Origin of the sequence: Lysobacter sp. Root604 (genome assembly GCF_001427505.1) — a bacterium.
Taxonomy (GTDB): domain Bacteria; phylum Pseudomonadota; class Gammaproteobacteria; order Xanthomonadales; family Xanthomonadaceae; genus Lysobacter.
The window spans coordinates 153,760-176,426 of record NZ_LMGS01000012.1 but is presented as its reverse complement, the minus strand read 5'-3'; the positions used below and the strand labels follow the sequence as shown (position 1 = coordinate 176,426).

The window sequence follows — 22,667 nt, the reverse complement described above, 5'->3', positions numbered from 1 at the left end:
AACGGCAATGGCTGCGTTCGAAGCAACCTCGAGGTCCGGAGCGGGGGGCGACTGTTTTCGGCGTCGCGGTCTATGAGCCTTACTGCAAACGCACTTCCAAATCGCGCTTCGCGCCCGCCACATTGCCGCTGTAGTCCTTGGCGGTGATGCGCAGCGTGTAATCCCCTGGCGGCAGCTCGGTCGGTACCCACAGGCCGGTCGCGAGCTTGCCGTCGCGGGCGGTGTTGGTCAGCACGTAGCGGAAGCGCGTGATCGCGCTTCCGTGCACGGTGATGCCGCTGCCGTCGGCGTAGATCACCTTGGTGGCCTCGTCCTCGGACGGCATGCGATCGAATTGGATGTTGCTGCGCGGCGTCTCGTAGCCCGGCATCGGCGTGCCCGCCGCGTCCAGCCACTGGTAGCCCAGCGCGTACAGCCCGAGCCGGCGGCGCGACTGATTGCCGTCGACCTGATCCCAGGCGTCGACCACGATCTGCACGCCGGGGAGCGCGCGCGACACCACGATGCGCCCTTGCTCGCGCTGCTCCAGCGGCTGCGCGGCGTCGTCCAGCAAGGCCACGCGCTCGATCTGCGGCGCGTAGCGGTCGGCGAAGCCCAGGAATCCCAGGCTGATCGCGTTGCGCTGGTAGCCCTCGGCGCCGACGATCAAATGCACATGGGCCATGGCGTTGATCGTGCCCAAGGCGTCGCCGACGCGGAAACGCGTACCGCGCGGGACCCGCACGCGTTCGAGCTTGCCGGTGTCGTCGAACAGCGGATGGAAGCGCGTGGGGTCGAGCGAGTCGCCGCGCGCATCGCGGCCCACGCGCATGTGCACATAGCCCAGCGTGTCCAGGCCCAGGCCTTCTCCCAACTGACCCAGGCCCCAGGTCGCGTGCGGGCTGCTGACCTTGGCATCGGCGATCGCGAGCACGCGTTGGCCGACGTCGCCGGCGATGTCGAGGCCGCCGTGCAAGTGGTGACGGCTCTCGCCATCGCCGTCGCCGCGCACTTCGCCCAGGGTGCCTACCACTTCGTGCCAGGCGGTCTGCGGTGCCAGCGGCCAGCGGCCCTCGCCGCGCGGCAAGGGGTTGAGCGGCGAGGGGCCGACCGCATCGGCGATCGCGGCCGCGCCGGGCACGGCCGGCGCCAGGCGGTGCACGCGGTAGCCCAGGGCATCGGCGACGTAAAGGCTGTCGTCGGGCGCGATCGCCAAGGCCGACGGGCGCGCGAGGCGCTGCCCCGCGACCGCGCCGCTGATGGTGCGCAGCACGCGATCGGCGCCGATCTGCAGTACGCGCCCGCGCGCCATCTCGCCGACGTAGATCACCCCGTCGTGGGTGACCGCCAGGCTCAGCGGTCGCCGCAACGCGTCCGGCGGATCCTCGGGCAGGCCTTGCAGCAGGGTGCTCACCGCGCCGTCCAGGCCGATGCGCCGGATCGCGTTGTTGCGCAGGTCGGCCACCAGCACGCGCCCGTGACGGTCCAGCGCGAGCGCGGTCGGGGTGTCGAAACGCGCGAACGCCGCGGGTCCGTCCTGGTAGCCCGGGCGTTCGCCGCCGGCCAGCGTGCGCACCTGGCCGTCCAGGCCGATCACGCGGATGCGGTCGTTGTAGGTGTCGGCGACGTAGACCTGGCCCTTGGCGTCCACGGCCACGCCGGTGGGCCCGTTGAAGCGCGCGACCTTGCCCGGGCCGTCGAGATAACCCGCGCTGCCGTCGCCGGCCACGGTGCTGACCGCGCCTTGCGGGTCGATCTTGCGGATCGCGTGGTTGCCGGTGTCGGCCACGTAGAGATTGCCGGCCGCGTCCAGGGCCAGACCCGAGGGCGTGTCGAACGCCGCGGCGGCGCCGACGCCGTCGCGGAAGCCTTCGTCGGAACCGGCGAAGGTGGCGACGCTGCCGTCGGCGCGGATCGTGCGGATGCGGTTGTTGTCGCCGGCGTCGGCCACGTACAGCGTGCCGTCGCGGCCCAGCGCCAGGCCGTAAGGATCGGAGAAACGCGCCTGCGCGCCGATGCCATCGCGCAGGCCTTGCACGCCGTCGCCCGCGCGCAACTGCAATGGTCCGCTCCAACCTAGCGGCGTGACCTTGGGGGGCGCGGGCTTGCGCAGCGCGCCGGGTTCGAAGACGTAGGTCGCGGCCAGGGCGGCGGCGGTAAGGCCGATCGCCAGTGCCAGCCAGAGATTTCGGGACATGCGTTTCCTGATGACGGCGGCCGCGCGCGGCGGACCTGGAGCGAACCGGGGATTCTAGCCGCGGGTCCGCGCGCGCAGTGGCCCGATTCGGCGCGCCGATCCACCGCCCGCAGCAAAGTCGGCGGTTTGCAGCCCGGCAAGTATCGACCCTGTGCTTATGCTGGTTTAGATTGCCGCGCGGCGCGATCGCTCGCTGCGCCTACCACTGGGGATGGGAATGAGTCGAAACAGGAAGTGGCTGGCGGCGACGGCCGCAGTCGTGATGGTGGCCGCGTTCGCGGCACCCGTTTTCCACAAGGCGATCCAGGCGGCGCTGGCGCGCGCCGCCAGCGTGCGCGTGGCGCTGCAGGCCGCGCCGGGCGATCCGGCCGAACCGATCGAGGCGCGCGGCTCGCAGCCCAAGCGACCGCCGGTCAGCCTGACCATCGCGGGCGAGATCAGCGGTTTGGCGCCGGGCGCGGCTCCGGAATCGATCCTAGTGCGGGTCGGCAACCGCAGCTTCGCCGGCCAGATTCAAGGCGGCGGCTACGTGGCGACGGTCGACGCCCTGGACCCCGCCGAGATGGTCGACGTCGAAGTGCTGTCGCAGCGCGTGCGCTATCGCAGCGTGGTCGGCAGCTTCGGCAAGCTGATCGCGCATACCGGCGGCGACCGTCGCGTCGACGCCGTCGAGCTGCCGACGCTGCGGGTATCGCCTTGGAGCAGCGCGCTGGCGTTTCTGGTGCGCACGGCGCTGAAAGGCCGCGATGCGGTCAGCGATCAGGAGTTCGAGCGCGCCACCCGCGCCGTGTCGGGCGCGGATTTGTTCACCGCCAACAATCTGCTGGCCGGCGTGGCCTCGGGCGCAGCGGCGCTACCCGGTGGCTACACCGACGGGCAGCAGTTTCTGCAAGACGAGAACGCCTATCGGAACTGGATCGGCAGCGTATCGTGGCCGGCCAATCCGGAGCTCGCGTTCGCGCAGGCCGACTACGCGCCCTTGCGCGACCTGTCCGAGTTGCCGTCGCAGATGCTGCTGATGGCGCCCGTGCAGTTGGACAACGTGCCGGTGTTCTCGTCGGCGCCGCAACTGCTGCTGGCCAATACCGACGGCAGCTACAGCCTGCACGATGGCCAGGCCGAGCCGGGGCGCCCCAATTACGACGCACAGCTGGATGCGTCCGGCGAGGTCGTGCTGCTGCCGAAGTCGCCGCGCGTGATCGACCGCTACGAAGGCATCGGGCGCACCCGAATGACGCTGGCGCGCATCGTGCTGCGACGCATGTTCGACGGCGATCGCCACGACTTGTGGGTCACGCGCGAAGAGTGGACGCGCAGTTTCCCGGACGATCCGTCGCGCGAGCCGCAGGCGTATCACCCGGTGAGTCTGTGGTCGGTGTCCGACCTGCATGCGATCGCACGCGCCAACACCTGGATCGCGGCGCCGAGCCGACGCGCGCTGCCCTGGGTCTGCGCGATACCGGTGAACATTCCGACCCACCACGAGCTGCTCGGCGAGTGCGGCTTCGTCCAACACCGCTTCGACCCGGGTGGCAGCGGCGTCACCGAGGACCACGGCAACAAGGTCGGCGCCAACATGCAGCCGCAGCCGGCCGGCGCCGGCAGCGACTTCGGCTGGATCGTCGAGCGCACGCAGTTGCTCATGCAGACGCCACAGGTGTCGCTGCGCTACTGGAGCATCGACGGCGAGGACTACGCCGATACCGTGATCTACCTGGCCACCGGCACCTCCAGCGGCGTGCTGGGGCAGACCGTGGTCGGCGTGAGCGGCTCGCTGGCGGTGGACAGCGTGCCGTACACCGCCGCGCAGGCGCAGGGCACCTGGACCCTGGGCACCGCGTTCGCGCAGGCCGCGGCCTATCCGAATCTGCACTACACGTTGGAAATCCAACGCAATGCCGACGGCAGCGGCGAGTACCGCGACGACAGCGTAGAAAGCGGCGCCTACACCATCCTCATGCGCTGGCAGGTGGCGAGCGAACGCCTCTACGAAACCCAAACCCGTGCCCGCTTCCCCAGCGGGGGCACGCGCTTCGTGAGCGACTGCGCCAGCGCCTTCGCCGACGGAGCGCAGGCCTGCGCGCCGACCCGGATCCGGTATTTCCGGCCGCTCAAGCGGGTGGGCGACCGCCTGTACGGCATCGAGGAGCTGCACACCCAGTTCGAGCTGAAGCCGCCCGGCTACACCGGCAACTACGAGGTCTACGTCAACGTACGCCCGACCTTCCAGCAGTGCCTCGGCGGGTCCTGCCTGGCGCCGCCGCCGGCCTTGCGCCTCCCCGCGAACCCGACCGCGGTTGAATCGGCGGTTAAAATCCCCATCCTTGCTGTCGTCCGTCCCGGAAAAACCCGAACCGCAATGCCTATCTACGCCTTCCAGTGCAGCGCCTGCGGGCACAGCTTCGACCGTCTGCAGAAGCTGTCCGACGCCGATCCCAGCGTGTGCCCGTCCTGCGGGGCGGAAGCCGTGAGCCGTCAGCTCACCGCGCCGCAGTTCCGTCTGGCCGGCGGCGGCTGGTACGAGACCGACTTCAAGAAGGACGGCGACAAGAAGCGCAATCTGGCCGATGCCGCCGGTTCCAGCGGTTCGGACAAGCCCAAGCCGGCCGAGAGCAAGACCGAAACCAAGGCCGAGCCGGCCAAGAGCGAGCCCAAGCCGGCCGCCAAGCCGGCCGCGTCCTCGGACTGAACCGCGCCCCGGAGCGATTCGGGGGCGGGTTCATGCGAGCCGGATGCGACGGGCGCCGTTGCGGCGCCCGCCATGGGCCTATCAGTTACCGAATTCGCCGCGGCAGCCGCGGCTGACCCAGATCGCGGTGCGCGAGCTGATGCCCCAGGTATTGCCCTGGATGCAGGGCTGCTTGGAGATCTGACGCAACAGGCGCGGCACGCCGTAGCCGGGCGGCCAGGCGCAGGTGGTGGTGCGGTTGTCGACGCTGGAGCAGGTCACCCGACGCGCGCCGGGCTGCGGCGGCTGGATCTGGGCGCCGGCCACGAAGTCGGCGCGGCAGCCCTGGGTGACCCAGACCTGGCCGTTCTGCGACTGCCAGGTGCGGCCCTCGACGCAGGCCGAGCTGGACAGCTGGCGCGACAGCCGGGTGGGCCCGTACCAGGGCACCGAGCAGGTGCGCGGGCGGTTGTCGGCGCTTTCGCAGCGCACGGTCTGGCCGACCGGCGGCACCGGCGGGCTCAGGCCCGGGCCGAACTCGCCGCGGCAGCCGCCGCTGACGTAGATGTTGCCGTCGCGCGACTGCCAGGTGCTGCCCTCGGTGCAGGGCGTCTTGGACAGCTGCCGCAGCAGGCGCGAATAGCCCGGCCAACTGGTGCGGCAGGTGCGCGGGCGGCCGTCGCTGCTCTCGCAGCGGATCGTGCCGCCGGGCTGGGGGCCGATCCCGCCGCCGTCGCCGGTCAGGGACTGCGAGATGTCGGTCTTGATCCGGCTGAAGGTCCAGTTGGAGCGGTTGACCTGATCTATATAGAAGCGCAACTGGTCGTCCGGAATGCGCCGGCCGTTGGACTGCTCGGAGTACTCCAGGCTGATCACCCGGACCTGGTCGTTGTAGGACAGGTTGCGCAGGTTTTCGGGCGCATAGGCCCGCGCCTGGGGCTGGGCCAGGACCTGGACGGGCGCGGCCAGGGCCGCCAGACACAACGCCAGCGACAACGGTTTGAGCAGTTTCAGCATGGCCTATCCCCTAGCCGGATGGAGCACGCGGCGAACCGGGCCGCGGCCGGTGGTGCGGGTGCGTATGGGGCGGGCAGTGGGCGGATTCGATGTGGACGAAATCCAGCCTTGGGCGCCGCTGCGGGACAAGTAACCGGCTGGAGCCGTTAAGATAGCGTGTTCCTGGCCCAGGCCCGGACGCGCGCCGGCTCCGCCCGGCGCCCCCCACCGTGCCGGCCCTGCGCCGGCCGCCGTTTCGATCCCGGAGTTTCCATGCGTACCCACTTCTGCGGCCTCGTCGATGAGGCGCTGATCGGCCAGACCGTCACCTTGTGCGGCTGGGTCAACACCAACCGCGTCCAAAGCCACGTGGTGTTCACCGATTTGCGCGATCACGAGGGCGTGGTCCAGATCGTGGTCGATTCCGACATGGCCGAGCTGTTCAAGATCGCCAGCGACCTGAGCGTGGAGAGCTGCGTGCGCGTGACCGGCACGGTGCGCGCGCGCCAGGCCGCCAACGACAAAATCCGCAGCGGCAAGGTCGAGATCCTGGCCGCGACCATCGAGGTGCTGAACAAGGCCGAGCCGCTGCCGTTCCATGCCCACGAGAACGCCGGCGAGGAAACCCGCCTGACCTATCGTTACCTGGACCTGCGCCGTCCCGAGATGCAGAAGATGATGCGCACCCGCATCCGCCTGGTGCAGTCGCTGCGCCGCTGGCTGGACGCGCGCGGCTTCCAGGACATCGAAACCCCGATCCTGACCAAGGCCACGCCCGAGGGCGCGCGCGACTTCCTGGTGCCGGCGCGCATGCATCCGGGCGAGTTCTACGCGCTGCCGCAGTCGCCGCAGCTGTTCAAGCAGATCCTGATGGTGGCCGGCTTCGACCGCTACTACCAGATCGCGCGCTGCTTCCGCGACGAAGCCCTGCGCGCCGATCGCCAGCTCGAATTCACCCAGCTCGACATGGAGTTCGCCTGGGTCTCCGAGCGCGACGTGCAGGACACCGTCGAGGACATGATCCGGGTGGTGTTCAAGGAGTCCATCGACGTCGAGCTCGACGCCCAGTTCCCGCGCATGACCTACGCCGAGGCGATGCGTCGCTACGGTTCGGACAAGCCGGACCTGCGCATCGAGCTGGAGTTCGTCGACATCGCCGAGCTGGTCAAGGCCTGCGAGTTCAAGGTCTTCACCGACTGGGCCAACCACGCCGACGGTCGCGTGATCGCGCTGCGCGCTCCGGGCGCCGCGGGCTGGTCGCGCAAGCAGATCGACGACGCCGGCGCGCACGCCGCCAAGTACGGCGCCAAGGGCCTGGCCTGGATGAAGGTCGAGGACGCGTCCAAGGGCCGCGAGGGCATCAACTCGCCGATCGCCAAGTTCTTCGACGACGCCACCCTGGCCAAGATCGTCGAAGCCAGCGGCGCCCAGAGCGGCGATGCGATCTTCTTCGGCGCCGCCGACTACAAGACCGCCAGCGACTTCATGGGCGCGCTGCGCCTGAAGCTGGGCCGCGACCTGGGCCTGATCGGCGAAGGCTGGAAGCCGCTGTGGGTCACCGACTTCCCGATGTTCGAGTGGGACGAGGAGGCGCAGCGCTACGTCGCCCTGCATCACCCCTTCACCGCGCCGGCCGTGGACGACATCGCCGACCTGCGCGCCAACGCCAAGACCGCGGTGTCGCGCGGCTACGACATGGTGCTCAACGGCAACGAGATCGGCGGCGGTTCGATCCGCATCCACCGTCCGCAGATGCAGTCGGCGGTGTTCGATCTGCTCGGCATCGGCGCCGAAGAGGCCGAGGCCAAGTTCGGCTTCCTGCTGGACGCGCTCAAGTACGGCGCGCCGCCGCACGGCGGCATCGCCTTCGGCATCGACCGCATCGCCGCGCTGATGGCAGGCACCGAGTCGATCCGCGATGTGATCGCGTTCCCCAAGACCACCAGTGCGCAATGCCTGATGACCGGCGCGCCGTCGCCGATCCCGGACGCGCAGCTGGCCGAAGTGCACGTGATGGTGCGACCGAAGGATCCGGCCTAAGGCCGATCCTGCTGTGGGGTAGGAGCGGCGTGAGCCGCGACCGCGCCCCACCGGCCGCCGGCGTAGTAGCGGTTTAGTGCGCTGGTCGTTCGCGCAGCTGTGTGCGGTTGCGCGGTCGCGGCTTGCGCCGTTCCTACAGGAAGCTGATGGTCATGAGCGACGACTACCGTATCCGCCGCGCCACGCCCGACGACGCGGCGCTGCTGGCCGACCTAGCCGCGCGTACCTTCATCGAGACCTTCGGCCATCTGTATCCGCCGCAGGATCTGCGCCGCTTCATCGACGAGGCCTACTCGGTCGAGGCGCAGGCGCGCACCTTGGGCGATGCGGACTACGCGGTGTGGTTGCTGGAGCGCGACGGCGTCGCGGTCGGCCACGCCCTGGCCGGCCCCTGCGGCCTGCCGCATGCCGAGGTCGCGCCCGGCGACGGCGAACTCAAGCGCCTGTACGTGTTGCGCGAGGCGCAGAACGGCGGGCAGGGCGGGCGTTTGTTCCAGACCGTGCTGGATTGGTTGCTGCGCGACGGCCCGCGCACCTTGTGGATCGGCGTGTGGTCGGAGAACCACGGCGCGCAGCGCTTCTACGCGCGTCACGGCTTCGTGCATGTGGGCGACTACGACTTCGTGGTCGGCGACACCCGCGATCACGAATTCATTCTGCGGCGATCCGCTCAGGGCTAAGCGGCCGGCCGATACATGCTGTGGGGTAGGAGCGGCGTAAGCCGCGACCGCGAACCCGCACACACCGACGAGCTTTCGATTCCGCAGCGGCCTGCGACCGCCTGCGCGATGGTCATCGCGCAGGCTATCGAGTCATGGCGGTCGCGGCTTACGCCGCTCCTACCCCCAAGCGGTGCGCAAGACTCAGCGCGCCGCCACCACGTCCACAGCACCCAAGGTCAGGCGCCCGTTACTGTCGCGGCCGACGTTCTGCGGGGCGATGCCGCGGCGGCCCGGCCAACTGTCGGCCAGCGCGAGCTTGAGCGTGTAACGGCCCGGCGCCAGCGCCGCCGGCACGTTCGCCTGCATGGCCTGACTGTGCGGCGCGCCCGGCAACAGCCCGGTCAGCGGATAGTCCAGCACCGACTTCGCGCGTAGCGTGCCGGCCGCGTCCAGCCAGTGCAGCTCGGCCTGGTAGACCTGGTACAGCGGCGCCACGCCGGTGTTCTCGATGCTCAGCGTGACCGGCAGGCTGGCGCCGGCCACCGCCTGATCGGCCCAGTTCGCGCGGCGCACGGTGAACTCGTAGCCCAGCGCGCGCTTGATGCTGAGCAGCTTGGCGCGGAACGCCGCGGTGCCGGTGTTCTCGTGCTGCCCGGCCGGGCCCAGCCAGGTGAAGTGGTAGTCGCGCACCAGCTTGACGATGTCGGCGGTACGGTCGGTCCACAGCTTCTTCTGATCGGCGTAGGGGCTTTCGCCGCCGATCGGATTGAGTCGCCAGTTCTCGCGCGCGGCCGGGACCTCGTTGCGGTAGCCCCATTCCAGGTTCCACCAGCCGGTGTCGTCGCAACGCTTGAGCACGGGCGAATAGGCATTGCACATCGCCGTATAGGAGGGGAAGAAGTCCTCGCTGAAACCGAACCCGGCGCCGCCGACGTCGCTGGCGCGCGCGTAGCGGGTGTGCAGCGGCGTCTGCGCGAAGGCGCTGGTGTAGGCGTCGCGCACCAGCGCGCGCGTGGTCGCGTCGGGTTCGTAGCTGGCGCAGCCGGAGGTATGCCATTCGCCCCAGAAGCCGAGCAGGCCGACATGGACGGCGGTGATGCGCGGGTCGCCGTCGTAGCGGAGTGCGAACGCGCGCACGAACTGCTGCAACTGCTCGCGCATTGCCGGCGTGTTGTAGTCCGGCGCCACGCCGGGGCCGTCGCCGCCGCAGCTGGTGTAGACGCGCCCCGGAATGTTCAGCGGGGCCTGGCCGAGAAACTTGGGGTAGTCGCGCTCGGGCTGTTCGCTGTCGTAGTAGTGATGGATGTTGTTGCCGACGCTGTCGGGGTAGTCGGCGACCGGCCGCAGCACGAAGGTGGCGTCGGGATCCTCGGCCAGGATCGGCGCCAGGTGGCGCTGCTCGAAGCCGTCCCAGTCGTAGCGCTCGTCGGCGGTTTCGACTTCGCGCCAGGGCAGGTAGATCTGGTAGATCGACGCGCCGTAGTAGTTGTCGGGCAAGCCGCCGTCGGCGCCGACCGTGGTGCCCCACAGCAGGAAGCCGCGGTGGGGATTGGACAGGTCGTCGTTGCTTTGCGCGGGCGTGGTTTCGCCGGCGTGCGCGGGCGACAGAGCGAGCACGGCGGTCAGCGCGAAGGCGAGGGCGCCGGGTAGTACGGGTCGCAGGTCCATGTGGACTCCGTGAGTGGGGGGGCGCGGCGATGGTGAGCGCTGCCCGTATCGCCGGGAGGGGCGCGGCATCACAGTCCCAGGCGTCCCGTGGATGGGACAACCGTTTCGCTAGCCAGGTCACGCTTGTTCCACGCGATTTGCACCGGCGACGCCCGCCATCGCACGGCGCTTTGGGGTAGGAGTGGCCTAAGCCGCGACCCTCATGCTCGCGAACCTGCGCGGGTCGCCCGCGCGTCGTGGTCGCGACTCGCGCCGCTCCCGCACCCGACCGCCGCGGCGCGACTTGGTTAGCATCGCCGCAGACCCGATATCGCCTCAAAGGCGAACGACGGAGCGGCGATGGAGCGAGCGACGACGGATACCACGCGCAAGGTGCTGTTGATCCACGGCATCTGGATGCCGGCGCTGTCCATGCGCTGGATGGCCGCGCGCCTGGCCGAGGCCGGCTTCGAGCCCGCCCTGCACGCCTATGCCGGCGCCGCCGGCGGCCCGGACGCCGCCCTGCCCGGGCTGGCCGAGCGTCTGAGGGACGGCCCCACCCACGTCCTGGCCCACAGCCTGGGCGGATTGATGACCCTGAGCGCTTTGGCCGCGCAGCCCGAGCTGCCGGTACGGCGCGTGGTCTGCCTGGGCTCGCCGTTGTGCGGCAGCGCCGCCGCCGGCGGCCTGGCGCGGCATGCCTGGACCGCGGCCGCGCTGGGCCGCAGCGCCGAACTGCTGCTGCGCGGCTGCCCGCCCTGGCGCGGGCGGGCCGAAGTGGCGGTGATCGCCGGCTCCACCCCGCGCGGTCTGGGCCGCTATTTCGGCGATCTCGGACCGGACAGCGACGGCACGGTGGCGGTCGCCGAGACCCGCCTGGACGGGCTCAGCGACCATGCCGTGATCCCCGCCAGCCACACCGGCCTGTTGTTCTCGGCGCAGGCCGCGCAGATGGCGGCGGCCTATTTCCGCCACGGCCGCCTGCGCGCCTGAGCCCCGGCCGGCCCGGTTCGGGCCTGGTTCGGACCCGGCGACCCGGTGGGCGCGCACTTATCGAGTAAAATCGCCGGCTTGTTCACAGATTGAGCTGGTAACGCCATGGGTAGAGGTCCGTCGATCGAAGCGCGCAAGAACGCCGAGGACGCGCGTCGCGGCAAGATCTTCACCAAGATCATCCGCGAGATCAGCGTGGCCGCGCGCCGCGGCGGCGGCGATCCCGGCGGCAATCCCAGCCTGCGCACCGCGATCGACAAGGGCCTGTCGGCCAATATGTCCAAGGACGTGATCGAGCGCGCGGTGAAGAAGGCGACCGGCGCCCTGGAAGGGGTGGAGTACGAAGAAATCCGCTACGAGGGCTATGCCCCCGGCGGCGTCGCCGTGATCGTCGACTGCCTGACCGACAACAAGGTCCGCACCGTCGCCGACGTGCGTCACGCCTTCGGCAAGTTCGGCGGCAACCTGGGCACCGACGGTTCGGTCGCGTTCCTGTTCCAAAAGCGCGGCGTGCTGTGGTTCCCGGCCGGTTCGGACGAGGACCAGATCACCGAAGCGGCGATCGAGGCCGGAGCCGACGATGTCGTGGTCTATCCGGACGACGGCTCGATCGACGTGCTGACCGCGCCGGACGCGTTCGCGGCGGTGAAGGCGGCGATGACGGCGGCCGGTCTGGCGCCTGAGCAGGCCGAGGTCACCTACCGCGCCGAGAACGACATCGCCGTCGGCGGCGAGACCGCGCAGCAGGTGGTCAAGATGCTGGCCTGGCTCGAAGACCTGGACGACGTCCAGAACGTCTATTCCAACGCCGAACTCGGCGCCGACGCCTACGCGTAGACTGCCTGCGTGATCCGCATCCTCGGCATCGACCCCGGTTCCCAGCGAACCGGCCTGGGCGTCATCGACGTCGCGGCCGACGGCCGCTGCACCTACGTGCACGCGCATGCCTTGAAGCTGCTCGACGCCGAGGACTTCCCGTCGCGGCTGGGCTTGCTGTGCGAAGGCCTGGAGGCGGCGCTGGACGAATGGCAGCCGCAGCAGGTCGCGATCGAAACGGTGTTCATGGACAAATCGGCGATGTCGGCGCTGAAGCTGGGCCACGCCCGCGGCGCCGCCCTGGCGACGGTGGTGCGCCGGCGCATCCCGATCAGCGAATACGCGCCGCGCGTGATCAAGCAGTCGCTGGTCGGCCGCGGCGCGGCCGACAAGGAACAGGTCCAGCACATGGTGCGCCTGCTGCTGAACCTGCCGCAAATGAAGCTGCAGGCCGACGCCGGCGACGCCCTTGCGGTGGCCCTGACGCATGCGCATATGAGTGCTACCGCCGCCCGCACCGGCCTGACCGCGGCGCAACTGCGCAGGCGCGGCACGTGAGCGCGCCGCACCGTCATCCCAGGGGAGTGTGTCCGTGATCGGTCGTCTCAAAGGCATCCTGGTGCACAAGGCGCCCCCTTGGATCGTCGTGGACGTCAACGGCGTCGGCTACGAGCTGGAAGCGCCGATGAGCACCTTCTACGACCTGCCCGAGCTGGGGCGCGAGGTCGCGTTGTTCACCCACTACGCGCAGAAAGAGGACAGCGTCTCGCTGTACGGTTTCCTGCGCGAGACCGAGCGCCGTCTGTTCCGCGACGTGCAGAAGGTCAGCGGCATCGGCGCCAAGATCGCGCTGGCCGTGCTGTCGGGCGTGCCGGTGGAGGAGTTCGCGCGCCTGGTCCAGGCCGGCGACGTGACCGCGCTGACCCGCATCCCCGGCATCGGCAAGAAGACCGCCGAACGCATGGTGGTGGAGCTGCGCGATCGCGCAGGCGATTTTGTGGGCTCCGGCGCCGTCCTCGGCGGCAACGGCGTGCCCGCCGACCCGCAGAGCGAGGCCACCGTCGCCCTGCAGCAACTGGGCTACAAGCCCGCCGAGGCCGCGCGCATGGCGCGCGATGCCACCGCCGCCGGCGACGACGCCGCCGCCATCATCCGCAAAGCGCTAAAGTCCGCGCTTCGCTGAGCCCACGGCGGACACCCCGCCCGGAGCACACGCACCATGGCTTCCACCGTTCCTTCCGCCAATGCGCAGCCGCGCAAGAAGTCCCATGACGCCCAGGGTCACGGCCACGGCCATGGCAGCAAGGGCTTGGCCGGATTGGTCGTGGGCGCGATCGGCGTGGTCTTCGGCGACATCGGCACCAGCCCGCTGTACACCCTGAAGGAGGCGTTCTCGCCGCACTTCGGCCTGATCGGTCCGCACATCACCCCGGCCGCGTTCCACGACACCGTGCTGGGCATTCTGTCGCTGGTGTTCTGGGCGCTGATGATCGTGGTCACCTTGAAGTACGTGACCATCATCATGCGCGCCGACAACGAGGGCGAGGGCGGCATCATGGCGCTGATGACCCTGGCCCAGCGCACCCTGGCCAAGGGCGGGCGCTCGGCCTATGTGGTCGGCATCCTCGGCATCTTCGGCGCCTCGCTGTTCTTCGGCGACAGCGTGATCACTCCGGCGATCTCGGTGCTGGGCGCGGTCGAGGGCCTGGAAGTCGCGGCGCCCGGCCTGCACCGTTTCATCGTGCCCATCACCGTGGTGATCCTGGTGATGGTGTTCCTGGCCCAGCGCTTCGGCACCGAGAAGGTCGGCCGAGTGTTCGGCCCGATCACCGTGCTGTGGTTCCTGGCCCTGGCCGCGATCGGCATCCACAACATCGTCGACGCGCCGGAAGTGCTGCAGGCGCTGAACCCGATTTGGGGCGCGCGCTTCTTCATCGACCATGGCCTGCACTCGGTGCTGATCCTGGGCGTGGTGGTGCTGGCGGTGACCGGCGGCGAAGCCTTGTACGCCGACATGGGCCACTTCGGCGCGCGCCCGATCCGCTACGCCTGGTACATCATGGTGCTGCCCTGCCTGATGCTGAACTACCTGGGCCAGGGCGCGTTCGTGCTCGGCCACCCCGACGCGGTGCGCAATCCCTTCTTCGAGGCGGTGCCGTCCTGGGCCCTGTACCCGATGATCGTGCTGGCGACTATGGCGGCGGTGATCGCCTCGCAGGCGGTCATCACCGGCGCCTATTCGGTGGCGCGCCAGGCCATGCAGCTGGGCTACATCCCGCGCATGCAGATCAAGCACACCTCGCACGACACCATCGGCCAGATCTACGTGCCCTACATCAACTGGATCCTGGCGATCACGGTGATCGCGGTGGTGCTGGCCTTCCGCAGCTCGACCGCGCTGGCCACCGCCTACGGTATTTCGGTGTCGGCGACGATGCTGATCGATACGCTGCTGCTGGCCCTGGTCGCGCGCTCGCTGTGGCCGCGCTGGCGCGCCTGGGTGCTGCCGCTGTGCGTGGTGTTCTTCATCGTCGACGTCGGCTTCGTCGTCGCCAACGGCGCCAAGTTCTTCGACGGCGCCTGGTTCCCGGTGGTGCTGGGCCTGACCGTGTTCACGGTGATGCGCACCTGGCGCCGCGGCCGCGAGCTGCTGCACGACGAGGTGCGCAAGGAAGGCATCCAGCTCGACAGCTTCCTGCCCGGCCTGATGCTGGCGCCGCCGATCCGGGTGCCCGGCACGGCGGTGTTCATGACCGCCGACAAGGGCGTGGTCCCGCACGCGCTGCTGCACAATCTCAAGCACAACAAGGTGCTGCACGAACGCAACGTGTTCCTGACCGTGGAAACCTTGAACGTGCCGCACGCGCCGCGCGAAAAACGCCTCAAGATCGAAGCCATCGGCGACGACTTCTACCGCGTGCTGATCCGCTTCGGCTTCATGGAAGTGCCCGACGTGCCGCTGGCGCTGATGCGCTCCTGCGACGCCGGCGGCATCTACTTCGATCCGATGGACACCACCTATTTCGCCAGCCGCGAGACCGTGGTCGCCAGCCGCCACCGCGGCATGCCGATCTGGCGCGACCGCCTGTTCGCCTTCATGCACCGCAACGCGGCGCCGGCGACCGGCTTCTTCCGCATTCCGGGCAATCGCCTGGTCGAGTTGGGCGCGCAGGTCGAAATCTGATCCGCAAGCCCGGCCGCGCAACGCTGCGATGCGCGCGGCGGGACGGGAATGAGCGTTCCAGCGCATGGATTGCCGCGCCGCGCGCGGCTGCCTAGCCTCGAGCGCTCCTCCCCTCGAGACCCGGCGATGTCGAACGCCAGCGCGGTATCCGATCCCGATGCGTCCTCCCGGCCCAAGGCCTACCTGGTCCAGGAGCGCGACGCCGAAACCATCGCCGGCAACGGCAGCCGCCTGTGGCTGCTCGCCGACGCCAGCGACTGCTGCGGCGCGCTGGGCGCCAATCGCCTGCGTCTGGAGGCCGGCGCGGCCGGCGCCAAGCCGCACTATCACGCGCGTTCCAGCGAAGCCTTCTACGTGCTCGACGGCGTGCTGCGCATGGTCGTCGACGGCGAAGCGGTGAGCGTGGAGCGCGGCGGCCTGGTGGTGATCCCGCCCGGCGTCGTGCATTCCTTCGGCGCCGGCCCCGACGCGGTCGCCGACGTCCTGGTCACCCTGACCCCAGGCGTGGACCGTTTCGACTATTTCCGCCTGCTGCCCAAAATCCTGCGCGGCGAGGCCGACCCACGCGCGCTGGACGAGGCGCCGCAGCGCTACGACGTGCATTTCGTCGACGCCTGAACCGCCGCGTCGCCGGAACGTGCGCCGCGCCGTGGGCGGCTCGCGCGCGGCCATGCGAACATAGGCGCATGACCGACCACCGCATCATCGCCCCCGGCGCGACCCGCGAGGACGAGGCCCTGGAGGCCTCGATCCGGCCCAAGCGTCTGGACGAGTACCTGGGCCAGCAGCCGGTCCGCGAGCAGCTCAAGATCTACATCGAGGCCGCTAAGGGCCGCGGCGAGGCCCTGGACCACGTCCTGATCTTCGGCCCGCCCGGCCTGGGCAAGACCACCCTCAGCCACGTGATCGCCAACGAGTTGGGTGTGAACCTGCGCCAGACCTCGGGCCCGGTGATCGAGAAGGCCGGCGACCTGGCCGCGCTGCTGACCAACCTGCAGCCGCACGACGTGCTGTTCGTCGACGAGATCCACCGCCTCTCGCCCGTGGTCGAGGAGGTGCTGTATCCGGCGATGGAGGACTACCAGATCGACATCATGATCGGCGAGGGCCCCGCGGCGCGCTCGATCAAGCTCGACCTGCCGCCCTTCACCCTGATCGGCGCCACCACCCGCGCCGGCCTGCTGACCGCGCCGCTGCGCGACCGTTTCGGCATCGTCCAGCGCCTGGAGTTCTACAGCGCCGAGGAGCTGACCAAGATCGTGCGCCGCTCGGCCCAGATCCTGGGCATCGACTGCGTGCCCGAGGGCGCGGCCGAGATCGCCAAGCGCTCGCGCGGCACCCCGCGCATCGCCAACCGCCTGCTGCGGCGCGTGCGCGACTTCGCCCAGGTGCGCGCCAACGGGCGCATCGACAGCGAAACCGCGGACGCCGCCATGGCCATGCTCAAGGTCGACCCGCAGGGCTTCGACGAGCTCGACCGGCGCCTGCTGCTGACCATCATCGAGTCCTTCGACGGCGGCCCGGTGGGCGTGGAATCGCTGGCCGCCGCGCTCAGCGAGGAGCGCGGCACGCTCGAGGACGTGATCGAGCCCTATCTGATCCAGCAGGGCTATCTGGTCCGCAGCGCGCGCGGCCGCATGGCCACGCCCAAGGCCTACCGGCACATCGGTTTGAAGCCCAAAGCCAATGCCGTCGGGCTTTTCGAAGAGGATTGAGCGAGTGATTGCACCGGCGTTCAGTTGGCCGACACGCGTCTATTGGGAAGATACCGACGCTGGTGGCGTGGTCTACCACGCGCAATACCTGGCGTTTCTGGAGCGCGCGCGCAGCGAATGGGTGCGTGCGCAGGGTTACGGCCAGGAGCGGTTGCGGCTGGAGTTCGAGCTGGTGTTCGCGGTGCGCGCGATGCAGATCGACTTCCTCAAGCCCGCGCGCCTGGACGACGCCCTGTCGGTGTCGGCGCAGCTGCGCGAGTGCCGCCGCGCCAGCCTGGTGTTCGCGCAGGCCATCCACCGCGGCGAGGAGCGTCTGTTCACGGCGACGGTGCGCTTGGCCGCACTGGACCCGCGGGACTTCCGCCCGCGCCCGATTCCGGCGGCGCTGTACGAGTCGCTGCAAGCGTTGGTCACCCCGGCGCCGCAAGAACCAACGTAACCATCAGGCCCGTGTTGCGGGCTACGGAGAAACAAGCATGACGTCATCGTTGATCGCGCTACTGGCCACGACCGTGGAAGCCCTGCCGGAAGAGGCCGCCAGCGCGGTGACGCAGGCCGCGACCGCCGCCACCGCCGCGGGCGGCGACTTCAGTCTGCTGGCCCTGCTGCGCGACGCCAGCCTGCCGGTGCAGTTCATCATGGCCTTGCTGGTGCTGGCCTCGGTCACCTCCTGGATCATCATCTTCCGCAAGTGGAAGGTGATCCGGCGCGCCAAGCACGAGGCCGATCAGTTCGAGGAGCGTTTCTGGTCGGGCGCCGAGCTGAGCAAGCTCTATGCCGGCACCACCGAGCGCGGCCGCGGCGTCGGCGGCCTGGAGGCGATCTTCGAAGCCGGTTTCCGCGAATTCAACCGCATCCGCCAGCGTCGCGGCGTGGATGCGCGCGCCCAGCTCGAAGGCGCCCAGCGCGCGATGCGCGCGACCGGCTCGCGCGAGCTCGACGGCCTGGAGCACAACCTGGAACTGCTGGCCAACATCGGCTCGACCTCGCCGTACATCGGCCTGGTCGGCACCGTGTTCGGCATCATGGTCACCATGCATTCGCTGATCTCGACCACCAAGCAGGTCGGCATCGCCGACGTCGCCCCGGGCATCTCCGAGGCGCTGCTGGCCACCGCCATGGGCCTGTTCGTGGCGATCCCGGCGGTCTGGGCCTACAACCGCTTCGCCACCGGCGTGGAACGCCTGTCGGTGCGCTACGACGCGTTCTCCGAGGAGTTTTCCTCGATCCTGCAACGGCAGTCCCACCTCGACGAAGGCTGATGCGGGCCCTCCGCACGCATCCGCACCCGAGCGCGTACTCGCGCCTGCGCCTTCCGCTCCCGCGGAAGGCCTCGTAAAGAAAGAGAGGTAAGGCCATGTCCGGCATCTCCGCGCGCCGCCATCGCAAGCGCAAACTCAAGGCCGAAATCAACGTCGTGCCCTACATCGACGTGATGCTGGTGCTGCTGATCATCTTCATGGTCACCGCGCCCCTGCTGACCCTGGGCATCGACGTCGATCTGCCCAATTCCAACGCCAAGTCGATCGAGACCAAGAACGATCCGGTGGTGGTGCAGGTCGACGCGGCCGGCAACTACTTCCTGGCGGTCAAGGCCGACAAGAAGGAAGGCGTGACCGCGCAGACCCTGCGCACGCGCATGAGCGCGCTGGTCGCCGAGAACGGCAAGGACAAGGTCCAGGTCTACGTGGCCGGCGACGGCCAGTCGAACTACCAGCGCGTGATGGACGTGATGAACATCCTGCAGGGCGCTGGGGTCGAGAAAGTCGGCCTGATCAGCCAGCCCGAGAAGAGCAAAGCCCGATGAGGGAAACCAAAGCCGACACCGCGCAAGCCGTCGGTTTGGCCCTGGCGCTGCACGGGCTGCTGATCGTGGCGCTATTGCTGAGCGCATTGCAGTGGGGCGGCGCGCCGGAAGGCGGCGGCTCGCCCATGGCCACCGAACTGACCGACGCCTCCGACCTGTCGGCGGCGATGCAGCGCACCCTGCGCAGCAAGGTCGCGCCGGTGCAGGATCCGTTGCCGCAGCCCGAGCCCGAGGACGCGCTGCCGCAGCCGGAGCCCGAGCCGATCCCGCAGGACGCGCCCACCCCGCAGCAGCAGGCGCCGCAGGACTTCATCCCGGTGCCCGACGACAGCGTTCAGGAGCAGGTGGTCGACACTCCGACCCCGAACAAGGCCACCGAGCAGACCGTGCAGGAGGCCAAGCGCCAGCAGGATCAGGTCGATCTGACCGAGCAGGAGCGTCAGCTGGAGATCCAGCGCCAGCAGCGCCTGACCGCGATGGAACTGGAGCGCCAGAAGCAGCTCGAGGACATCCGGCGCAAGCGCGCCGCGGCCGCGCGCGAGGCCAGCCTGGCAGAGCAGCGGCTGGCGCAGCTCGCCGACGCCCAGGCCCGCAACGCCTCCTCGGCCCAGGCTGACGCCAGCCAGGCGACCCCCGGCGCGGGCGGGCAGGGCGATCCGGGCCTGATGGCGGCTTACCAGGCCGCGCTGCAGGCGGCGATCAAGGCCAAGTGGACCCGGCCGGACAGCGTGCCGCTGGGCGCGAAATGCAAGCTGGTCATCCGCCAGATCACAGGCGGTGCCGTCATCGACGTGCAGGTATCGTCGCCGTGTTCCTACGACGAGCAGGCCCAGCGCTCGATCGAGGCCGCCGTGCTCAAGGCCCAGCCCTTGCCCTACGCGGGCTTCGAAAAGGTGTTCAACCGCCAGCTCAACTTCACTTTCACCGCCCAGGACGAGTAAGCCCGGCCCGATTGGGTGGTTCAGCTTGAATTCGTTCAGCTTTGAGGCGGCGTTCACCTCCAAACTGTTAAGAATCCCAAGCTGAACAAGTGTCCGCGTCCGAATGACCCGTAATGGAGTGCCGATGAACCGACCCCTGTCCTGGCTGGCCGCGCTGCTCGCGCTGCTGCTTCCGTTCTCCGCCGCCGCCCAGGGGCTGGATGTCGATATCGTCGGCGGCAAGGCCGCGGCGCTGCCGATCGTGGTGGTGCCGATGCCGTATCAGGGCGCCGGCACCGCGCCCAGCACCGATATCGCCAAGGTGATCCGCGACGACCTCAACCGCTCGGGCCAGTTCCGCGGCCTGCCGGTGGAGCGCATGGCCAGCCAGCCCAGCCGCGGCGCCGACATCAACTATCCGGAATGGCGCGCGATCAACCAGGACTACATCGTGGTCGGGCGCGTAGTCGACGGCGGCGCCGGCGCGTACCGCATCGAGTACGAACTGTTCGACGTCGCCAAGCAGCAACGCCTGGCCGGCTTCGCCTACACCGCGCGCGCCAACGTGGTGCGCGACGCCGCCCATCAGATCGCCGACGCGATCTACCAGAAGATCCTCGGCGTGCGCGGCGCCTTCTACACCCGCATCGCCTACGTCACCGCCAACGGCACCGGCCGCGGCGCCGACTACGTGCTCAAGATCGCCGACTCCGACGGCTTCAACCCGCAGCCGGTGGTGCGCTCGCCCGAGCCGCTGCTGTCGCCGGCCTGGAGCCCGGACGGCAATCGTCTGGCGTACGTGAGCTTCGAGGGCGGCAATTCCTCGATCTACATCCAGAACATCAGCTCCGGCAGCCGCGAGCTGGTGGCCAAGTTCCGCGGCATCAACGGCGCGCCCTCGTTCTCGCCGGACGGCCGCCGCCTGGCCCTGACCCTGTCGCGCAGCGGCAACCCCGAGATCTACGTGATGGACCTGGGCAGCAAGGCGCTGACCCAGCTGACCAACCATTTCGGCATCGACACCGAGCCGACCTGGAGCGCCGACGGCAGCAAGATCTATTTCACTTCCGATCGCGGCGGCAAGCCGCAGATCTACCAGGTCGCCTCCAGCGGCGGCGGCGCCACGCGCGTGACCTTCCAGGGCAGCTACAACGCCACCCCCAGCGTGTCCTCGGACGGCAAGAAGATCGCGGTCGCGCAGGGCGCGGGCAACACCTATCGCATCGCCATGATGGACAGCAGCCTGGGTTCGGCGCGCTGGAGCACGCTGTCGCCGGGCTCGCTGGACGAGTCCCCGACCTTCGCTCCGAACGGCGCCATGATCATTTATGCTGCGCGCGAAGGCCGCCGCGGCGTGCTGTATTCGGTTTCCGCCGACGCTCGCGTGCGCGAGCGCGTGGTGCTGGACGACGGCGACGTGCGCGAACCGGCGTGGGGTCCCTACCGCACGCCGCAGTGAATCCGCGCCCTCTCCCTAATCGATCCCCCGGCACCTGTTGTCCGCTAATCCTGCCCCCTGTTCCACCAGACGAGGAAAACCCATGAACAAGATCGCTCCCGCCACCGTCGGCAAGGTCGTGCTCGCCGCACTGCTTTGCACGCTCGCCGTCGCCTGCTCGAAGAAGGTCAAGGAAGTTCCGCCGACCGACAGCGGCACCGGCAACACCGGCACCACCCAGCCGTCCGACGGCGGCGGTCCGGTCGCCTCGGGCGCGTACGGCCCGAACGATCTGGACACCGACGCCTGCCTGCGTCAGCGCGTGGTCTACTTCGATCTGGATCAGGACAGCCTGAAGCCGGAATTCCAGGCCATCGTGGGCTGCCACGCCAAGTACCTGCGCGACCGTCCGTCCTCGCGCATGACCCTGGAAGGCAACGCCGACGAGCGCGGCAGCCGCGAGTACAACCTCGGCCTCGGCGAGCGCCGCGGCAATGCGGTGTCTTCGGCGATCCAGGCCAACGGCGGTTCGGGCAGCCAGATCACCGTGACCTCCTACGGCGAAGAGCGCCCGGTCTGCACCGACTCCAACGAGGACTGCTGGGCCAAGAACCGTCGCGTCGAGATCGTGTACACCGCCAAGTAATCGGACCCACGATCGATGCGCACGTTCGCACAGACCCTAGCGGCTTCGATCGTCTGCGGAGCGGCGGCCCTCGCGGCCGCCGCCCCCGCTTACGCCCAACGCGCCAGCCTGGCCGACCGCGTCGCGGTGCTGGAGCAGCGCGCGGCCAACAATCAGGCCAACGTCGACCTGTTGAATCAGGTGACCCAGCTCAAGTCCGAACTGCAGGCCCTGCGCTCGCAGGTCGAGGAGTTGCAGCAGCAAAATCAGCAACTGCAGCAGTCCAGCAAGAACCAGTACCTGGACCTGGACGGCCGCCTCAACCAGCTCGAAGGCGGGGCGCCGCCGGCCCCGGCCTCCGCGCCGGCCGCCGCCTCGCCCAAGCCTGCCGCGCCCACCGTCGCAGCGCCGCCGCCGGCCGCGCATGCGGCCGCCCAAGACCGCCCGCCGGCGGTTTACGGCGATCCGGGCGCGGTGGCCCAGAGCGCCGACGAGCGCAGCGCGTACGACATCGCCTTCAACGCGCTCAAGGCCGGCCTCTACGCCGACTCGGCGCGCATGTTCCAGGCCTTCATCGAGACCTACCCGAACGGCACCTACACCCCCAACGCCTTGTACTGGCTGGGCGAGAGCTACTACGTGACCCAGAACTACCAGCTCGCGCTGGTCCAGTTCCAGTCGCTGTACGAGCGCTACCCGACCCACGACAAGGCCCCGGGCGCGCTGCTCAAGCTGGGCTTGTCCCAGCAGGGCCTGCGCCAGATCGACGCGGCCGAACGCACCCTGGGCGAAGTGGTCGCGCGTTTCCCGGGCACCGACGCCGCGCGCGCGGCCTCCGACCGCCTCAACGCGCTCCAGCTCGGGCGTCTGCGCTAACGCGACGGCAGCTGCGCCTGCCTGGGCGGGCAGGGCCCGCCTCCACGCCCGATCCGGCAAAGCCCCGGCACCGCAGCATTCCAGTGCCGTTCGGGCCGGCGGGG

Annotated in this window: 20 protein-coding genes; 17 read left to right on the top strand and 3 right to left on the bottom strand. The window is 69.5% G+C overall.

Annotated features, from left to right (window positions below):
• Window positions 1–79 precede the first annotated feature (79 nt).
• On the bottom strand, window positions 80–2,176 hold the full coding sequence (locus ASD69_RS19370) for an NHL repeat-containing protein (RefSeq protein WP_056182408.1): 2,097 nt from the start codon (window positions 2,174–2,176) through the stop codon (window positions 80–82).
• A gap of 217 nt (window positions 2,177–2,393) precedes the next feature.
• On the opposite strand from ASD69_RS19370, the gene ASD69_RS22990 reads away from it, so the two are divergent.
• On the top strand, window positions 2,394–4,865 hold the full coding sequence (locus tag ASD69_RS22990) for a zinc ribbon domain-containing protein (protein WP_343123764.1): 2,472 nt from the start codon (window positions 2,394–2,396) through the stop codon (window positions 4,863–4,865).
• An 81-nt stretch (window positions 4,866–4,946) separates the two neighbouring features.
• Here the strand turns inward: ASD69_RS22990 and ASD69_RS19360 are convergent, their stop codons facing one another.
• Window positions 4,947–5,861 carry a DUF3011 domain-containing protein gene (locus tag ASD69_RS19360; RefSeq protein WP_235567272.1) on the bottom strand — a complete coding sequence of 305 codons (915 nt, stop codon included), beginning with the start codon at window positions 5,859–5,861 and terminating at the stop codon, window positions 4,947–4,949.
• A 252-nt stretch (window positions 5,862–6,113) separates the two neighbouring features.
• On the opposite strand from ASD69_RS19360, the gene aspS reads away from it, so the two are divergent.
• Window positions 6,114–7,880 carry an aspartate--tRNA ligase gene (gene aspS / locus ASD69_RS19355; protein WP_056182405.1) on the top strand — a complete coding sequence of 589 codons (1,767 nt, stop codon included), beginning with the start codon at window positions 6,114–6,116 and terminating at the stop codon, window positions 7,878–7,880.
• Window positions 7,881–8,026: 146 nt separating this feature from the next.
• Window positions 8,027–8,560, top strand: coding sequence for a GNAT family N-acetyltransferase (locus ASD69_RS19350; RefSeq protein WP_056182580.1), 534 nt, complete (start codon window positions 8,027–8,029; stop codon window positions 8,558–8,560).
• 183 nt (window positions 8,561–8,743) lie between these two features.
• On the opposite strand, the gene ASD69_RS19345 is transcribed toward ASD69_RS19350, so the two are convergent.
• Entirely contained in the window at window positions 8,744–10,210 is a 1,467-nt protein-coding gene (locus ASD69_RS19345) for a DUF4832 domain-containing protein (protein WP_056182402.1), read from the bottom strand.
• Between the two features lie 339 nt (window positions 10,211–10,549).
• Between ASD69_RS19345 and ASD69_RS19340 the strand changes: the two genes are divergently transcribed.
• The 14 genes from ASD69_RS19340 to ybgF all read left to right on the top strand — a co-directional run bounded on the left by ASD69_RS19340 (window position 10,550) and on the right by ybgF (window position 22,563).
• Window positions 10,550–11,182, top strand: coding sequence for an alpha/beta hydrolase (locus ASD69_RS19340; protein WP_056182399.1), 633 nt, complete (start codon window positions 10,550–10,552; stop codon window positions 11,180–11,182).
• A gap of 105 nt (window positions 11,183–11,287) precedes the next feature.
• Window positions 11,288–12,019: a YebC/PmpR family DNA-binding transcriptional regulator gene (locus ASD69_RS19335; protein WP_056182397.1), complete on the top strand. Its 732-nt coding sequence runs from the start codon at window positions 11,288–11,290 to the stop codon at window positions 12,017–12,019.
• A gap of 9 nt (window positions 12,020–12,028) precedes the next feature.
• Window positions 12,029–12,556 carry a crossover junction endodeoxyribonuclease RuvC gene (gene ruvC / locus ASD69_RS19330; protein ID WP_056182394.1) on the top strand — a complete coding sequence of 176 codons (528 nt, stop codon included), beginning with the start codon at window positions 12,029–12,031 and terminating at the stop codon, window positions 12,554–12,556.
• A 34-nt stretch (window positions 12,557–12,590) separates the two neighbouring features.
• Window positions 12,591–13,181, top strand: a complete 591-nt coding sequence (gene ruvA, locus ASD69_RS19325) for a Holliday junction branch migration protein RuvA (protein ID WP_056182392.1) — start codon at window positions 12,591–12,593, stop codon at window positions 13,179–13,181.
• A 36-nt stretch (window positions 13,182–13,217) separates the two neighbouring features.
• Window positions 13,218–15,182, top strand: a complete 1,965-nt coding sequence (locus ASD69_RS19320) for a potassium transporter Kup (RefSeq protein ID WP_056182388.1) — start codon at window positions 13,218–13,220, stop codon at window positions 15,180–15,182.
• 126 nt (window positions 15,183–15,308) lie between these two features.
• On the top strand, window positions 15,309–15,800 hold the full coding sequence (locus ASD69_RS19315) for a cupin domain-containing protein (protein ID WP_056182385.1): 492 nt from the start codon (window positions 15,309–15,311) through the stop codon (window positions 15,798–15,800).
• Between the two features lie 68 nt (window positions 15,801–15,868).
• The gene (gene ruvB / locus ASD69_RS19310; RefSeq protein WP_056182384.1) at window positions 15,869–16,897 is read left to right on the top strand and encodes a Holliday junction branch migration DNA helicase RuvB; all 1,029 of its coding nucleotides are present in this window, start codon (window positions 15,869–15,871) and stop codon (window positions 16,895–16,897) included.
• A 4-nt stretch (window positions 16,898–16,901) separates the two neighbouring features.
• A complete protein-coding gene (gene ybgC / locus ASD69_RS19305) occupies window positions 16,902–17,336 on the top strand; it encodes a tol-pal system-associated acyl-CoA thioesterase (protein WP_235567271.1) in 435 nt (144 codons plus the stop codon).
• A 37-nt stretch (window positions 17,337–17,373) separates the two neighbouring features.
• The gene (gene tolQ / locus ASD69_RS19300; RefSeq protein ID WP_056182377.1) at window positions 17,374–18,159 is read left to right on the top strand and encodes a protein TolQ; all 786 of its coding nucleotides are present in this window, start codon (window positions 17,374–17,376) and stop codon (window positions 18,157–18,159) included.
• A gap of 95 nt (window positions 18,160–18,254) precedes the next feature.
• Window positions 18,255–18,704: a protein TolR gene (gene tolR, locus ASD69_RS19295; protein WP_056182375.1), complete on the top strand. Its 450-nt coding sequence runs from the start codon at window positions 18,255–18,257 to the stop codon at window positions 18,702–18,704.
• A complete protein-coding gene (locus tag ASD69_RS19290) occupies window positions 18,701–19,645 on the top strand; it encodes a TonB C-terminal domain-containing protein (RefSeq protein WP_056182373.1) in 945 nt (314 codons plus the stop codon). The genes tolR and ASD69_RS19290 overlap by 4 nt, the downstream gene beginning before the upstream one ends.
• A gap of 124 nt (window positions 19,646–19,769) precedes the next feature.
• Window positions 19,770–21,083: a Tol-Pal system beta propeller repeat protein TolB gene (gene tolB, locus ASD69_RS19285; RefSeq protein ID WP_056182370.1), complete on the top strand. Its 1,314-nt coding sequence runs from the start codon at window positions 19,770–19,772 to the stop codon at window positions 21,081–21,083.
• An 82-nt stretch (window positions 21,084–21,165) separates the two neighbouring features.
• Complete coding sequence (gene pal / locus ASD69_RS19280; RefSeq protein ID WP_056182367.1) at window positions 21,166–21,708, top strand: peptidoglycan-associated lipoprotein Pal; 543 nt, start codon at window positions 21,166–21,168, stop codon at window positions 21,706–21,708.
• 15 nt (window positions 21,709–21,723) lie between these two features.
• Window positions 21,724–22,563: a tol-pal system protein YbgF gene (ybgF, locus tag ASD69_RS19275; protein ID WP_056182363.1), complete on the top strand. Its 840-nt coding sequence runs from the start codon at window positions 21,724–21,726 to the stop codon at window positions 22,561–22,563.
• Window positions 22,564–22,667: the final 104 nt, after the last annotated feature.

Bases quoted from the DNA above. Each gene is read 5' to 3' on its own strand.
- ASD69_RS19340 (WP_056182399.1), top strand. From the start codon at position 10,550: ATGGAGCGAGCGACGACGGATACCACGCGCAAGGTGCTGTTGATCCAC.
- aspS (WP_056182405.1), top strand. From the start codon at position 6,114: ATGCGTACCCACTTCTGCGGCCTCGTCGATGAGGCGCTGATCGGCCAG.
- ASD69_RS19345 (WP_056182402.1), bottom strand. From the start codon at position 10,210: ATGGACCTGCGACCCGTACTACCCGGCGCCCTCGCCTTCGCGCTGACC.
- ASD69_RS22990 (WP_343123764.1), top strand. From the start codon at position 2,394: ATGAGTCGAAACAGGAAGTGGCTGGCGGCGACGGCCGCAGTCGTGATG.
- ASD69_RS19315 (WP_056182385.1), top strand. From the start codon at position 15,309: ATGTCGAACGCCAGCGCGGTATCCGATCCCGATGCGTCCTCCCGGCCC.
- tolR (WP_056182375.1), top strand. From the start codon at position 18,255: ATGTCCGGCATCTCCGCGCGCCGCCATCGCAAGCGCAAACTCAAGGCC.
- ruvB (WP_056182384.1), top strand. From the start codon at position 15,869: ATGACCGACCACCGCATCATCGCCCCCGGCGCGACCCGCGAGGACGAG.
- tolB (WP_056182370.1), top strand. From the start codon at position 19,770: ATGAACCGACCCCTGTCCTGGCTGGCCGCGCTGCTCGCGCTGCTGCTT.
- ASD69_RS19335 (WP_056182397.1), top strand. From the start codon at position 11,288: ATGGGTAGAGGTCCGTCGATCGAAGCGCGCAAGAACGCCGAGGACGCG.
- ASD69_RS19360 (WP_235567272.1), bottom strand. From the start codon at position 5,861: ATGCTGAAACTGCTCAAACCGTTGTCGCTGGCGTTGTGTCTGGCGGCC.
- pal (WP_056182367.1), top strand. From the start codon at position 21,166: ATGAACAAGATCGCTCCCGCCACCGTCGGCAAGGTCGTGCTCGCCGCA.
- ASD69_RS19350 (WP_056182580.1), top strand. From the start codon at position 8,027: ATGGTCATGAGCGACGACTACCGTATCCGCCGCGCCACGCCCGACGAC.
- tolQ (WP_056182377.1), top strand. From the start codon at position 17,374: ATGACGTCATCGTTGATCGCGCTACTGGCCACGACCGTGGAAGCCCTG.
- ASD69_RS19370 (WP_056182408.1), bottom strand. From the start codon at position 2,176: ATGTCCCGAAATCTCTGGCTGGCACTGGCGATCGGCCTTACCGCCGCC.
- ASD69_RS19290 (WP_056182373.1), top strand. From the start codon at position 18,701: ATGAGGGAAACCAAAGCCGACACCGCGCAAGCCGTCGGTTTGGCCCTG.
- ASD69_RS19320 (WP_056182388.1), top strand. From the start codon at position 13,218: ATGGCTTCCACCGTTCCTTCCGCCAATGCGCAGCCGCGCAAGAAGTCC.
- ybgF (WP_056182363.1), top strand. From the start codon at position 21,724: ATGCGCACGTTCGCACAGACCCTAGCGGCTTCGATCGTCTGCGGAGCG.